The organism is Microbacterium helvum, from assembly GCF_014779795.1.
In the GTDB taxonomy this organism is placed as follows: Bacteria; Actinomycetota; Actinomycetes; order Actinomycetales; family Microbacteriaceae; genus Microbacterium; species Microbacterium helvum.
Genome location: NZ_JACXZS010000006.1, coordinates 43690 through 57636, shown reverse-complemented (window position 1 = coordinate 57636; position 13947 = coordinate 43690). Strand labels below are relative to the sequence as shown.

Here is a 13947-nt window from a genome sequence, read left to right as displayed (position 1 = left end):
CGCATGACCGTTGCGTTGCGCGGCGTGATCCCGCCGCTGGTCACCCCCTTGACCGACGAGGGCGAGCTGGATTCGGCATCCCTCGAACGGCTCGTCGGCCACCTCGCCGACGCGGGTGTCGACGGGCTGTTCGTCGGCGGCTCGAGCGGCGAGGTCGCACTGCAGACCGACGACGTCCGCGTGCGCACGCTGCAGGTCGCGGTGGCCGCCGCCGGTGGCCTGCCGGTGCTCGCGGGAGCCATCGACACCGGGACGGCCCGGGTCGTCGAGCACGCGCGTCGGGCTCAGGATGCCGGAGCCGCGGGTGTCGTCGTCACGCCGCCGTTCTACGTGGCGCCGCATCCCGACGAGATCGTCGCGCACTACCGTGCCGTCGCGGCCGCGGTCGACATCCCCGTCATCGCGTACGACATCCCGTCGGCGACACACGTGCCGCTGCCGCTGCCGGCGCTGCAGGCGCTCGCAGAGGAGGGCACGATCGTCGCGCTCAAGGACTCCAGTGGCGACCTCGGGAGGTTCCGCGTCGCGGTGGAACGTGTGGCGCACACCGGCATCGGTCTGCTGACCGGGTCGGAGGTGTTCGCCGACCTGGCGCTGCAGGCAGGTGCGACGGGCATGGTGCCGGGCCTCGGCAACGTGGACCCCGACGGGTACGTCCGCATCCAGCGGGCGGTCGAGGCCGGCGATCACGCGGCCGCGGCGGCCGAGCAGCTGCGCCTCATCGAGCTGTTCCAGATCGTCGACGTCGCCGACCGCACCCGCATCGGGTTCACCGCGGGGGCGCTCGGCGCGTTCAAGGCCGCGCTGCACCTGCGCGGCGTGATCGCGTCGCCGCGCACGTTCGCACCGTTCCTCCCGCTCGACGACGCCGAGGTCGCCCGCATTCGCGGGCTGCTGGTCGAGGCCGGGCTGCCGGTCATCCGATGACGGCCCCGGCGACGGCGTCCGTACGCCTTGTGCGCGTGTCGCCCGACGACGGCGTCGCGACGAGCGCGTGGCCGCAGGGCAAGCTGTGCGTCACGACCGCGGGGCGTGTGTTCCAGGGTTTCAACCGCGGCAGCGCGCACGTCTCGGCAGACAAGGCGCCGGTCCTGACGTGGAGTGACGACGCCGGCGCGACATGGTCCGAGCCGCTGACGATCGGCACCGTCGAGCCGCACGCGCGCGGAACGGACTGCTGGGCGCTCGGCGTCGATGCAGACGACGTGCTGTGGGCGATCGTGCGCGGCCGCGGCGCGACCAGCGCGGTCGGCGACACCGCGCACACGCTGTGGTCGTCTGCCGACGCCGGCCTCTCGTGGTCGCGCCGGCTCGAACTGCCGGTGGAACAGGACGGCTTCGTGCCGGAGCTGTTCCACGACCTCTGCCTCGCCGGTGGCCGGATGGTCTCGGGCTACCACTTCGCGGATTCGTCCCGGCTCGGCTTCATGTTCTTCGACCCGTCCGACCCGGTCGGCACGTTCGAGGCCGTCGATGTCGTGCCCGACGGCGGCCCGATCTGCGGGCACTGCGAGCCGACGATCGCGTGGGATGCCTCAGCCGCTCGCATCGTCGGCGGACTGCGCAGCCAGGCCGCCGGCATCCCGACGCAGTTCTTCGAGCTGCGCCCCGACGGCACCGGGTTCGCCCGCTGGCCCGCGCCCGACACGGTGCTGTACAGCCCGCTGCCCGTCGCGGTGCGCGGCGACGTGTTCGCCGCCGCGCTGGGGGAGCGGTTCACGACGGGCGAGGTGTCGCTGTGGCTCGGCACGCGCGCGGCGTTCGACGCGCGCGGCGTGGCGGGGTGGACCCGCCATGAGCTGGCGCAGGCGCTGGAGGCGCCGGTCGCCGGTGCGTCAGAGTCCGGCGTCCCCGCCCTCGCGTTCGTCGGCGATGACCTGCTCGTCACCTGGAGCGCCGAGCGCGCCGACGGTTCGTCCGCGGTGTTCGCGGCCCGGCTCGAGCTCGGATCGATGGATGACGCCACCCGATCAGCCCGAGAATCCGACGATGCCGAAAGCAGGGTGGTCCGTCCTGGCGGGAGCTCGTAGCCTGCCGGAATGACCGAAACGGAACCGCGCGCCGGAGTGCAGTCCGTGCACCGCGCGCTGGACGTGCTCGAGGCCACCGCGCGGGCGCAGGTGCTGGGGGTCACGGCCGCCGCCGAACGCCTGCAGCTGTCGACATCGACCGTTCACGGGCTGATGCGGACGCTCTCCGACCGCCACTATCTGCAGCGGGTGCCGGGCGGGTACCGGCTCGGTCCGGCCGTCGCCACGCTCGGCGCACTGTCGGGCGCCGCCCGCATCCTGACGCCCATCGTCGAACCCGTGCTGGGCACGCTGAGCCTGCATACCGGACTCGCCACCACGGCGACGGTCCTGGCCGGGCGCGAGGCGCACCTCATCGCGTCGGCGGTCGGCCCCGGCGCTGTGACGGTCCGCACCGACCGAGAAGACCTGCGCGATCCGCTCGGGCTCGCGACCGGCCGCGTCCTTGTGGCGTACGCGCCCCGCGCGTCGTGGCCCGCGTTCTTCGATGCCGCGTCCGATGTCGCGCCACGCTGGTCGGTGCTCGAGTGGGAGCAGGAGTTCGCCCGCATCCGCGCCGCCTCGGTCGCCGTCAAGCTCACCGACGACCCCCGTGGCGCGGTCAGCCTCGCCGTGCCGGTCATCGGGACGGGCGGCGTGGTCGTGTGTGCGATCGGATGCTACAGCCCGGCCACTCTCGCAGCCGACCTGTTCGACGACGCCGCGCTCGAGCACCTGTGGCGGGCCTCGGACGGGCTGTCCCGGGCGCTCGGCGGGCCCGAGCCGCGGCATCCGCAGCTCGACTTCGCCACCCTGCTGGATTCTCTGACGAAAGCGATCCGCCGATGAGCCTCGTCGTCGACACCGACGTGCACAACGCCCTGCCCGACCTCACCGCGTACCTGCCGATGGCGTGGCGCGAGGCGTGGCGCCACCAAGGTCTGCCGCCGGGACAGTACATCAACCCGCGCGGCGGGGTCGCGCGCCACGACGTCACGCCGCCCAACGGAGGACCCCCGGCGAGCGACCCCTACTTCCTGATCAGCGACCATCTGGACCGCTACGACATCGACTACGGCATCCTGACCGGGCCGCACCTGCTGGCGCTGGGCACCGACCCCGACTACCTGAACGCGCTCGCCGTCGCGCACAACGACTGCACCATGGACTACTGGCTGCCGGTGTCGGATCGCTTCCGCGGCTCGATCCTGGTCAACGGCGACGAACCCGAGGGTGCGGTGCGCGAGATCCGGCGGTGCGCGGTCGATCGCCGCTTCGCGCAGGTCATCATGTCGTCGGCGACGCGGCGTCCGCTCGGCCAGCGGCAGTACCACCCGATCTACGAGGCCGCCGTCGAGGCGGGCCTGCCGATCGCGGTGCACCCCGGCACCGAGGGCGCCGGCACGGCCGGGCCGCCGACGCCCGTGGGCTGGCCGTCGCGCTACATGGAGTGGCACAACATCCTGCCCATCGGGTACATGGCGCAGATCAACAGCCTCGTCACCGAGGGGGTGTTCGAGATGTTCCCGACCCTCCGGTTCGTCGCGATCGAGGGCGGCACCGCCTGGCTGCCGCACCTCATGTGGCGCATGGACAAGAACTACAAGGCACTGCGCGACACGACCCCCTGGCTCCGGCGACTGCCGTCGGAGTACATCCTCGACCACGTGCTGCTCACGACGCAGCCGCTCGAAGAGCCGCGGCATCCGGGTGAGCTCGAGCAGATCTTCGCGATGATCGAGGCCGGCCGCACGCTCATGTTCTCGTCGGACTACCCGCACTGGGACTTCGACAACCGGGACGTGATCCTGCGAGCGATCGACCCGGCGATGCGCGACCGCATCATGGGCGGGACCGCCGCCGAGGTGTACGGGCTCACCGTCCGGCCCGCGCGTGAGCAGCTGCCCGCGCATCTGCCGGTGGGTGCCTCGGTGGTGGACGCGGGGCCGGCTGGCCCCGGTCCAGAGTCCGCGACGCGGTGGCTGGAGCCCGTCGAATGAGCGCGGCCTCAGTGGGTGGTGCGGCACTGGGCGGTGGGGTGCTCGCCGACCTCGTCGACGTCCCCGCGCAGGGCTCCGGGCCGCTCACGTGCGAGGTCGACGGCGTCGAGATCGGCCTGTATCGCGTCGGCGAAGGCATCGTGGCGTGGCGCAACGTGTGCCCGCACGAGGCGGCACCGGTATGCCGCGGGCCGATCGCGGGCACGCGGCTGGAATCGGCGGTGCACGAGTACAAGTACGGCCGCCACCAGGAGGTTGTGCGGTGCCCGTGGCACGGGTGGGAGTTCGACCTGCGCGACGGGGCGCACCTGGCCGCCGGATCGAACGCCCGCCTGCGCGGCTTCGGCGTCGAGGTGCGCGACGGCCGCGTCTACCCCCGGCGATCGGGCGCCGAGGCGGCGATCGCGCTGTGCGTCGAGGCCCGCACGACGCTCGCCGACCGGGTCGTCGAGCTGCGGCTGCGCGCCCGTGACGGCGCACGCCTTCCCGCCTGGGCGCCCGGGGCGCACGCCGAGCTGCGGCTGCCCAGCGGCCTCGTACGCCACTACTCGCTGTGCGGCGACCCGCGCGAGCGCGACGCGTACACGATCGCCGTGCGGCACGAGCCCGACGGCCGCGGAGGCTCCACCGAGCTGCACGCGCTCGCCGAAGGCGCCGAGCTCGAGCTGGTGACGGTGAGGAACCGGATGCCGCTGGTCGCGGCATCCGCGTTTCTCTTCGTCGCGGGCGGCATCGGCGTCACGCCGCTGCTGCCGCTGGCCGAGGCGGCGGGGCGGGGGAGCACGCCGAGCGCTTTCGTCTACGCCGGCGTGGACGCGGCCGCCATGGCGTACCGCGATCGCGTACGCCGGCTGGCCGGCCACGAGATCGTCGAGTCCCGCCGCGACGGCAGGCCTGAGCTCGCGTCGCGCATCGCCGCGCTCCCGGACGGCGCCGCCATCTACTGCTGCGGTCCCGAGGGGCTGATGGATGACGTCCGGCGGCTCGCGGCGCAGGCGGGGATCGCCCTCCACGCCGAGGCGTTCAGCCCCGCGACGGGACCCGGCGGGCAGCCGTTCGATCTCGTGCTCGCGGGCAGCGGCGAGCGGATCGCGGTGGGCGCCGACGAATCCGCGCTGAGCGCGGTGCGCCGCGCCGGGCACACGGCGGCCTCGTCGTGCGAACAGGGGTGGTGCGGCTCGTGCGAGGTCGCGGTGCGCGCGGGCGACCCCGACCACCGCGACGAGGTGCTCACGGCGGCCGAGCGCGACGCCGGCGGGGCGATGATGCTCTGTGTGAGTCGCGGCCTCGGCGAGGTGACCGTCGAGCTGTGAGGCCCTGGGTCAGCGCTGCGCGCTGAGGAAGAGGGCGTGCTCGTCGAGCACCCGACGCGGCCACGCGATCGGCACACCACGCTGCAGCATGGTCCGCTGCACGTCCTCGAGATGCCGTGCCCGGACGCCCTCGGCCGACTCGCCGGTGGCGAGCATCGTCGCCGCGAGCACCCCGGCCGCCTCGCCGATGCCCCACTCCACGGGATGCAGGCGGTAGGCGCCGTTCGAGATGTGCGTCGTGCCGATGTTCTTGTTGGCGGGGATCAGGTTGTCGGCGTCGCGAGGGATGAGCGCGCCGAGCGGGATCTGGAAAGGGTCGCAGTCGATGTCGACGTACGTGCGCCCCGCGGTCGACGGGTGCAGGTCGATGCGGTACGAGCCGATGCCCACAGAGTCGGCGAACTGCTCGACCGGCCGGCCGTCGCGCATCTCGCACCCGATGTGCTCTTCGGTGACGGTGAAGACGGCCCGGATGCGGCGAGCCTCGCGGATGTAGGGCTCCAGCGCGAAACCGTCCTCGCTGCCGACGACGTCGGGGCGCAGCCGCAGTCCCGGGTAGCCGGTGCCGCCGTCCGGGCGGCGAGCCTCGGTCTGCATCCAGTACAGAAGCGACTCCGAAAGGCCGCGCGCGCCGACGGCCGCGGCGGCGCGCTCGGCCGGACCGATGCCGGGGCCGACCAGCGGCTGCTCCCAGTAGTCGATCTGCGGCCAGTTCACGAGCGTGACGTCAGGGATCGACCCGTCGAAGTTGGCGGCGCCGAGCACGCGCCGGTAGTGCCAGAAGTCACGGCCGTCGGGCGCGACGGCGTCGGCGGGATCGCCCGAGAAGATCGCGCGGTGGCGGCGTGCGAGCGTGGGCGGCTCGAGGTCCTCCCACGACAGCTGCGGTGCCGGCCAGCGCGGGTCGTGCGTGTCTCGCCAGTGCGCGTACGATGCCGGCCGGTCGATGACGTGGTCCTCACCGGGGCGGTGCTCGATCGCGAAGCACCACGACACGGCCTGCTGGTCGAGTGGGTCGGCGACCTCGAGGGCATGCAGTTCACCGGTCTCGTGCTGCGCCTCGGCGCCTGTGACGAACTCCAGTGCGGCCAGCTCCAGCAGGTCGCCCAGCTCGGTCGCGTCGATCACCACGTGCGCATCGATCGTCAGCTCGTTGCCGGTGCGCGTATCGCGCACGGTCACCGAGCGTATGCGCCGGCCCTCGCGCTCGACGGCGATCGGCGTGCGATGCCGCAGCACCGTCAGCCGCCCGGTGGCGTATGACGGCGAGAGCACGGACTCGATCGCGACGGCCGCGACCCGGGGCTCGTGCGTGATGCGCGACACGTTGCCCAGGCCCGGGTTGAACGGTCGCTGCCGCCTCCCATATGGCGAGACGGGGTACTGCTCGGCGTAGATTCCGCGGATCGTCGCGCGCAACCGCGCGTACGTCGTCGAGGCCAGAGTCTCGATCCACTGATTCTCGTCGGGCGGGACGGCCTGTGTGGTCAGCTGTCCGCCGAGCCACGGACCCTCCGTGGTGATGACCGCGGTGCGGCCGAGCGCGACCGCGCTCTGCGCGGCGGCGATGCCGCCGAGACCGCCGCCGACGATCAGGACGTCGGCGACCTGGATGCCGGATGACATGGGAGTTCTCCTTCGAGATGTCGGGTCAGGGATGGCGCTTGCGGCTGATTCAGAGGTGCGAGCCCATGTTCAGCGTCTCGATCCGCACGCGGTGGCGCACAGATCCGGTCACCGGGATCACGATCCGTGCGTATCCGTCGTGGAGGGGCGGCGAATCGCGCAGCGCCCACGCGCGATGTGCGGTGGCACCGCCCGTGACGCGCACCGCATGCGTCTCGCCGCGGAGGACGACTTCGCCGGCGAGGAACAGCTCCTGCCCCTCGCGCAGCACGAACGCGAGGCCGGCGCCGTCGGCGACGAGTCCGGCATCCACGTCGATGAGGATCGCGCCGAGCGTGCCCGCCATGCCCGGCGCCGTGAGACGCACGTCGACGGCGGCGGGCTCGCATGCGACCTCGGCGGTGACCTCGAGCGGCGGGAGCCGGCGCACGTCGCGGCGGTCCAGGGAGGCATCCCAGCCGTCCGGTCGCACCGGCTCGCCCAGCGGGAGCTCGTAGCCCGGTCGCCGGCCCGGGGCGCCGGCAGAGGTCAGCAGGGCTCGCCGATCGCCGAACTCCGCCGACTGCGGCACGAACAGCCCGACGCCGTGCACGGCCTGGAAGAACTGGACCGACCGGATGCCGACGTCGCCATGCGCGACGGCGACGAACGACGGTGCGCGCCGCACGGTCGCAGTGAGGTCGCCGTCTCGGAACCGGGCGGCGCCCTGCCCCGCGAAGACGGTCCAGCAGCGGCTCGGGCGGGGGTCGGAGACGGTGCCCTCGGCGGCGCCGAAGTACGCGTCCGTCCACGCGCGCCAGAACAGCTCGTGCAGTTCCGCCGCCCCGGCGGCACGCTCCAGCGCAATCGACATCGACAGCAGCTCGCAGTCGTCGCGGAGCGTCCCCACCGCCTGGTAAAGGTCGATGAGCGACACCGGCACCGCACGAGAGCCGCGGTCCTGACGACTCGACAGCGACGAGTCCGCGCGGAGTGAGGCATCCAACAGCACCATGTCCGTCCGCAGGTTGTGCGCGGCCGCGTCGAGCGCGCCCGGCGTGCCGCGCAGCAGGTGCAGGAACAGCAGTGCGCGATCGGTCACGGCGTCGTACACGCCGACGCTGCGCTCGGGGAAGAAGCCGTCAGCGTCGATGTCGAGGCCTTCGTCGAGGATCGCCCGGATGCCCGGCTCCCACTCCTCGGCGTGTTCGGGCAGCACGGCAGCAGCCAGGGCGGCGGCCGACGCGATCACCCACCGGTGGTTCGGGGTGTGGAAGCCGCCGGCGAGCATTGCGCCGGCGGTGCCTTCGAGCAGCGCGCATGTGTCGCGCTCCCACTGCTCGAGCTCGGGCGGGACGCCGTGCCGCCGCAGCAGGAGCAGGGTCGCCGCGAGCTGCTGCAGCACGAACCCGGTGTCGGGCGCCGAGTCGGGGTTGCACGCGGGGAGGTCGAGCAGACCCGAGTCGCGGCGCGCCCGCAGCACGAACCGGACCGCGGCGGTGGCGCGCTCGGCGAGTTCGGCGCGTTCCGACGAGGGCTGGTCGTCGCAGGCGGCCAGCAGCGCCGCCGCGCACGAGAACGCGGCGGTGCCGTTATGGCCGGGGTCGGCGATGCCCAGCCGGGGGCTGATCCAGGCGCCGTCGTCGGACCGGCCGGCATCGCGCACCTGGCGGAACGCGCGACGCCGCACCTCGGCCCGCAGCGCGCGGGCGGTGTCGTGGCCGATCGTGGCCCCGTCGGATCCGGTCGCGGCTTCAGCGGGCATGGAGGAACTCCGTCTGTCTCAGGTCGATCGGCGTCTTCGCGGTGAATCGCACCGCCGTCGCCGCGGGCAGCGGGCGCGGGGCGAACGCGCGCGTGTGCGCGTCCCACCGGAAGGTCTCGGCCCCACGCTCATCGAGCAGCGTCCAGTCGCCGTCGACGAGCGCGTCGACGCGCCAGCCCGCAGGACCGGGGTCGCCCGGTGTCACGGTGTACAGCTCGACGACGACCGGGGCGGCGAAGGTGCACTCGACGCTCTCGCCGGGGAGCAGCGCGACGCCGTGTGTCGAGTCGTCGTCGAAGGCGATCCCCGCGCGCGGCGGTGCCGCATCCATCAGCAGCCGCGGCAGGGCACCCGGAGCGCTCATGGAGAACGGGCCATCCTCGGGCCGCGACGCCCAGCGCGACGGCGTCGGGCCGAGCGCGATCTCGATCCGCGCACCCTCGCGCAGCAGCGCGATGGGCACGCCCGCGCGCGTCCAGGGCCGCCCGTTCACGGTCACGGACTGGATGTACACGCTCTCGTGCGTGAGCCCTGTCGCCGTGATCACCGTTGTGGCACCGCCCAGCCGCAGCTCGGATCGCGTCACCGACGGCGCCGTCAGCAGCAGCTCGCCCGATCCTGGCGTCAGGGGGTACAGGCCGATGCTCGCGAACAGGTGCCACGCCGCCATCTCGCCGTTGTCCTCATCGCCGGGGAACCCCTGGCCGATCTCGCCGCCGAGGAACAGCCGCCGCACGCTGTCGCGCACGATCGCCTGCGCCTTGTGCGGAGCGTCGGTGAAGGCGTACATGAAGGGGATGTGGTGCGCCGGCTGGTTCGACAGCGCGTACATGCCGAGGCGGATGTCGCGCGCCTCGGTCATCTCGTGGATGATCGCGCCGTACGTGCCGGCGATCGCGTCGTCGCCCGTCTCGGGGGTCGCGAAGTAGGCGTCGAGCGCCGCCTCCAGACCGTCTCGGCCGCCGAGCAGCGACGCCAGAGCGTGGCCGTCGTGGGGCACGCTGAACCGCATGCCCCACGCGTTCGTCTCGGTGTAGTCGCCACCCCACAGTGCCGGATCGAACGTCTCGCGGCGCGAGCGGAACCGGCCGTCCTCGTCGCGGCCGACGAAGAACCCGGTCACGTCGTCGAACAGGTGCGCGAACGCTCCCGCGCGCGCGGCGAAGTACCGGGCGTCCGCCGCGAGCTCGTCGTGCCGCGGGTGCGTCGGATCCGCCGCCAGGTGCGCCGCCAGCACCGAGATGCCGAAGTCGTTGACAGCGCCTTCGAGCGTCCAGCTGAGGCCCTCAGGCGTCGCCGTCGACACGAACCCGCGGAACGGCGCCCGGGTGCTGTCGGCGCGTCCGACCTCGGGACGCGGTGAGGCGGTCGCGGCGTTGCGCACCGCGCTGTCGTAGGCGGTCTCGAGATCGGAGACGTGGATGCCGGCGGCCACGGCATCCGCGAACACGATGTCGCTGCTGGTGCCCACCATCGAGTCGACAGGGCCCGGGGCCGACCACCGCTCCATCCACCCCGACGCCCGGAAGTGCTCGAGGAAGCCGTCGAGCATGACGGCCGCACGCTCGGGCGTGAGGAGGAAGTACGCCGGCCACACCGTGCGGTAGGTGTCCCAGAAGCCGTTGTTGACGAAGGAGCGCCCCTCGCGCACGCGGCACCCCGTGTGCGTGTCACCGTGCGGGACGACGGGCAGGCCGGTCGCATCCGCGTGCACCCATCGCGGTGCCGCGGGCTCGCCGGCGTTCTCGCTCGCGTCGTTCGGGTAGAGGAACATGCGGTACAGATCTGAGGCGATCCCGGCCCGCTGATCCACGGTGCCGTCGATCGCGACCAGATCGAGCAGGGGCTCCCAGCGGGCGCGGGCGGCCGCGACCAGTTCGTCGAAGCCGCGGCCGGCCGGCGTCTCCTGTGCGAGCGCACGGCGAGCCTGCGCGATGCCGATGAACGACGTCGCGATGCGCACCGTGACCGCTCCGGCGCCGGCGACCGTCACCGAGGCCGACACCGTCTCGCGCCCGGGCGCGGTGCCGGTGCGCACCCGCGAGATCGGGCGGTCGACGCCGATCGCGAAGTACATGCGGGGCACATGCGAGGTGGCCGGTTCGTGGTGCGTGTCCGTGTACCCCGTGAACGGCGCATCTTCGTCGGACTCGTCGACGAACAGGCGGCCCCGGTCGTCGAGCTGGTCGATGACGAATCCGCCGCCGTCGGGCAGTGCGATCCGTGCGACCACGACGTGGTCGGTGGCGGTGAGCTCGGCCCGCAGGCCGCCCTCGAGCAGTGCGGACCACACGTGCGGTCGCGCGATCTCGTCGGCGTGCGCGAACCCGAGCGCGCGCACGGCGCGGTCCGCGGACGCGTCGGCGCCGAGCGGCGTCGGCATGATCTGCACGACGCCGCGGTCACCGATCCACGGGCTCGGCGCGTGCGAGACGGCGAGCCCCTGCAGTTCGAGCCGCGACCCGGAGTGGTAGCGATACGGCCACGAGTGCGTGCCTGCGTCGGTCAGCGGGATGCCGAGATTGAAGCCGTGCGGCACCGCGACGGCCGGCAGGGTGTTGCCCCGTGAGGCGAGCATCGCGGAGTGCGTGCCGCGACGCGTGTCGACGAGGTCGAGGGGGCTCGCGCGCGGCGCGTGATCCGGTTGGATCCGCACATCGCTGATCCAGCCCGTCGGCGCCGGGAGGCCCGGGAGCGGTTCGCCGGCGGGACTCAGGATACGCAGATGGATGCCTCGGACCCGGCGTCCGACAGCGGCGTCGAGGCCGATGCGACGCAGGTTCCACTGATCGGCGACGAGCGCGTTGGACGCATGCTGGCCTGCGGGGTCCGCGTCGTAGCCGGCCTGATCGACCAGCTCCAGGGGTTCCGAGGTGCCGCCGTCGTCGAAGACGAGCTCGAGCGCGACGGCGGTCGCGTCGAAGGCGCGGCCGCTGCGCACATCGGCCGCGGCGCCGCGGAGCTCGGGGAACACCGCGTAGCTCAGCAGCATCCCCTGCTCGACGACGACATCCACATCGACGATCGATGCGCTGCAGACCTCGCCCCGTGCGGCGCCGAGCAGCCGGTAGCGCAGGGCGGCGGCATCCGTCAGTCCTCGGCCAGGACCGGACGCAGGCGTACGCCGCGGGCCCCCGCCGGGGGTGATCTCCAGCATCGTCGAGACCCGTGGCGTCGTCAGCCCTTGATCGCCCCGGACTGCCCCGCGCTGCGAAGGAACTGCCGCTGGAACACCAGGAACAGCACGATCGGGATGATCACCGAGATGAACATGCCCGCCATGAGGATGCTGATCTCCGCGCTCGACGACACCTTGTAGAGGCCGACCGACAGCGGCTGCAGCTTGGGATCGGGCAGCACCAGGAGCGGCCACATGAACTCCTTCCAAGCGCCCACCAGGGTGAGCAGCGAGACGACGCCGATGACCGGCTGGGACATGGGCAGCACGAGCCGCCAGAACACGGTCCACGACCCGGCGCCGTCGACCTTCGCCGCTTCGAACACCTCGGCAGGCAGTTGCGCGAAGAAGTTGCGCATGAGCAGCACGCTGAAGGCGTGCGCGGATGCCGGCAGCCAGACGGCCCAGTACGTGTTGATGAGGTTCACCTGGATGATCGGGAGGCTGAGGATCGTCAGGTAGAGCGAGACGAGCGACACGACGCCCGGGATGAACAGGGTCGCGAGCACCGCGCCCTCGAGGAACTTCGCGTACTTGGGCTTCAGGATCGCGAGGACGTAGCCACCGGTGAGCGCCACCAGCAGTCCGAAGAACCAGTTGCCGCCGGCGATGACCACGGTGTTGAACAGGTACTGGCCGATGTCGATGCCGTTCCAGGCCTCGACGAGGTTCTGCCACTGGATGCCGCTCGGCCACAGCGCGAACGGCTGCGTCACGATGTCGGACGTCGTCGAGACGGCGGACTTCGCGAGCCACAGCACGGGCCCGACCGCGATGATCGCCAGGAAGCCGACCACGAGCACCGACAGCAGGCCGAGGGTGATCCTCGTCCGTGGACGGGCGCGTTCGGTCGCCGAGACCAGGGTGCGTTCGTCGAGATCGGCCTTCGCCTGGCGGCGGGCCTCGACGCGCGCCGCGCGACGGCGGTCGTGCGCGTTCGTGGGCCGCGGGGAGAGGACGACGGTGCGCGTCTCGGACATCACTTGGCCCACTTCCTGGTCAGCCAGAGGTACAGCGCCGACATGAGGCACAGGAACACCGCGAGCATGAGGCTGAGCGCCGTCGCCTTGCCGTAGTCGCCCGAGACGAACGCGTAGCGGAAGATCAGCATGAGGATCGTCGTCGTGCTGTTGTTGGGGCCGCCGCCGGTCATGACGTACGGCTCGGTGAATACCTGGAACGTGCCGATCACCTGCAGCAGCAGCATGAAGAGGATCACGGTCCGCAGCTGGGGGAGCGTGATGTGCCAGAAGCGACGGAGCACGCGTGCGCCGTCGACCTCGGCCGCCTCGTACAGCTCCGGAGGCACGGCCATGAGCGCCGCGAGGTAGATGACCGTGGTGCCGCCGAAACCCGCCCAGGTCGCCTGCACGACAATGGACGGCATCGCGAGGAGCGCGTTCTGCAGCCAGGGGACGGGGCCGAGGCCCACCCAGCCCAGCATCGTGTTGAAGAGCCCGTTCGCGCTGGGGTCGTAGAACTGCTTCCACAGAAGCACCGACACCACCGGCGGGAGGATCACCGGGATGTAGGCGAAGACGCTCGCGATGGTGCGCGTGCGGCGCAGTTCGGCGATGAACACGGCGAGCAGGACCGGCAGCGGGAATCCGATGACGATCGCGAGCAGCGTGTACCACGCGGTGTTGAGCACCGCGGTGCCCAGCTGCGGGTCGGCGAGTACGCGGGCGAAGTTGTCGAGGCCGACCCATTCGGCGGGCCCGACGAAGTTGGTGTGCTGGACGCTGAGGACGAGGCTGCGCAGGATCGGCCACCAGCCGAACACGGCGAACGAGATCATCATCGGCAGCGCGAAGAGCAGCATGCCGGGGCCGTCCCTGCGCACCCAGCGACGGAGCGGGCCGGTGCCGGCCGGGCGGGTCCGCGTGGGACGGGCGCACTTGGCGACCGCCGCCGGCGGCGGGGGCGCGGTGTGCGCGACCAGCCGTGCATCCTGGACCGTCATCTTCTTCCCTCCTCGGGACATGAGCGGCGGGGGGGGGGGGCCCCCCCCCCCCCCCCGGGGGCCGTGGCGCTGGGCCCACAGCGCCGGGGGGGGGTGGGCCAGCGGCGGGGGGTT

At 72.5% G+C, this 13947-nt stretch carries 10 protein-coding genes; 5 read left to right on the top strand and 5 right to left on the bottom strand.

The features are described 5' to 3' along the window. The first annotated feature begins 3 nt into the window (after positions 1-3). The 5 genes from IF188_RS10350 to IF188_RS10330 are packed head-to-tail and all read left to right on the top strand — an operon-like array spanning position 4 to position 5322. Entirely contained in the window at positions 4-927 is a 924-nt protein-coding gene (locus IF188_RS10350) for a dihydrodipicolinate synthase family protein (RefSeq protein WP_191171728.1), read from the top strand. Then, positions 924-2030, top strand: a complete 1107-nt coding sequence (locus tag IF188_RS10345) for a hypothetical protein (protein WP_191171727.1) — start codon at positions 924-926, stop codon at positions 2028-2030. Before IF188_RS10350 ends, IF188_RS10345 begins: the two co-directional genes overlap by 4 nt. Positions 2031-2039: 9 nt before the next feature. Next, entirely contained in the window at positions 2040-2858 is an 819-nt protein-coding gene (locus IF188_RS10340) for an IclR family transcriptional regulator (protein WP_191171726.1), read from the top strand. Next, on the top strand, positions 2855-4009 hold the full coding sequence (locus tag IF188_RS10335; protein WP_191171725.1) for an amidohydrolase family protein: 1155 nt from the start codon (positions 2855-2857) through the stop codon (positions 4007-4009). The genes IF188_RS10340 and IF188_RS10335 overlap by 4 nt, the downstream gene beginning before the upstream one ends. Further along, a complete protein-coding gene (locus IF188_RS10330) occupies positions 4006-5322 on the top strand; it encodes a Rieske 2Fe-2S domain-containing protein (RefSeq protein WP_191171724.1) in 1317 nt (438 codons plus the stop codon). Before IF188_RS10335 ends, IF188_RS10330 begins: the two co-directional genes overlap by 4 nt. A gap of 9 nt (positions 5323-5331) precedes the next feature. On the opposite strand, the gene IF188_RS10325 is transcribed toward IF188_RS10330, so the two are convergent. From IF188_RS10325 to IF188_RS10305, 5 genes are read right to left on the bottom strand one after another with little or no spacing between them, the layout of a single operon-like run. Next, positions 5332-6948 (bottom strand): FAD-dependent oxidoreductase, encoded by a 1617-nt coding sequence (locus IF188_RS10325; RefSeq protein ID WP_191171723.1) that lies wholly within the window; start codon positions 6946-6948, stop codon positions 5332-5334. 49 nt (positions 6949-6997) lie between these two features. After that, on the bottom strand, positions 6998-8692 hold the full coding sequence (locus tag IF188_RS10320; protein ID WP_191171722.1) for a hypothetical protein: 1695 nt from the start codon (positions 8690-8692) through the stop codon (positions 6998-7000). After that, the gene (locus IF188_RS10315) at positions 8682-11849 is read right to left on the bottom strand and encodes a GH92 family glycosyl hydrolase (RefSeq protein WP_191171721.1); all 3168 of its coding nucleotides are present in this window, start codon (positions 11847-11849) and stop codon (positions 8682-8684) included. Before IF188_RS10315 ends, IF188_RS10320 begins: the two co-directional genes overlap by 11 nt. A gap of 20 nt (positions 11850-11869) precedes the next feature. Next, positions 11870-12850, bottom strand: a complete 981-nt coding sequence (locus tag IF188_RS10310; protein WP_191171720.1) for a carbohydrate ABC transporter permease — start codon at positions 12848-12850, stop codon at positions 11870-11872. Further along, complete coding sequence (locus tag IF188_RS10305; RefSeq protein WP_191171719.1) at positions 12850-13833, bottom strand: carbohydrate ABC transporter permease; 984 nt, start codon at positions 13831-13833, stop codon at positions 12850-12852. The genes IF188_RS10310 and IF188_RS10305 overlap by 1 nt, the downstream gene beginning before the upstream one ends. Positions 13834-13947 lie beyond the last annotated feature (114 nt).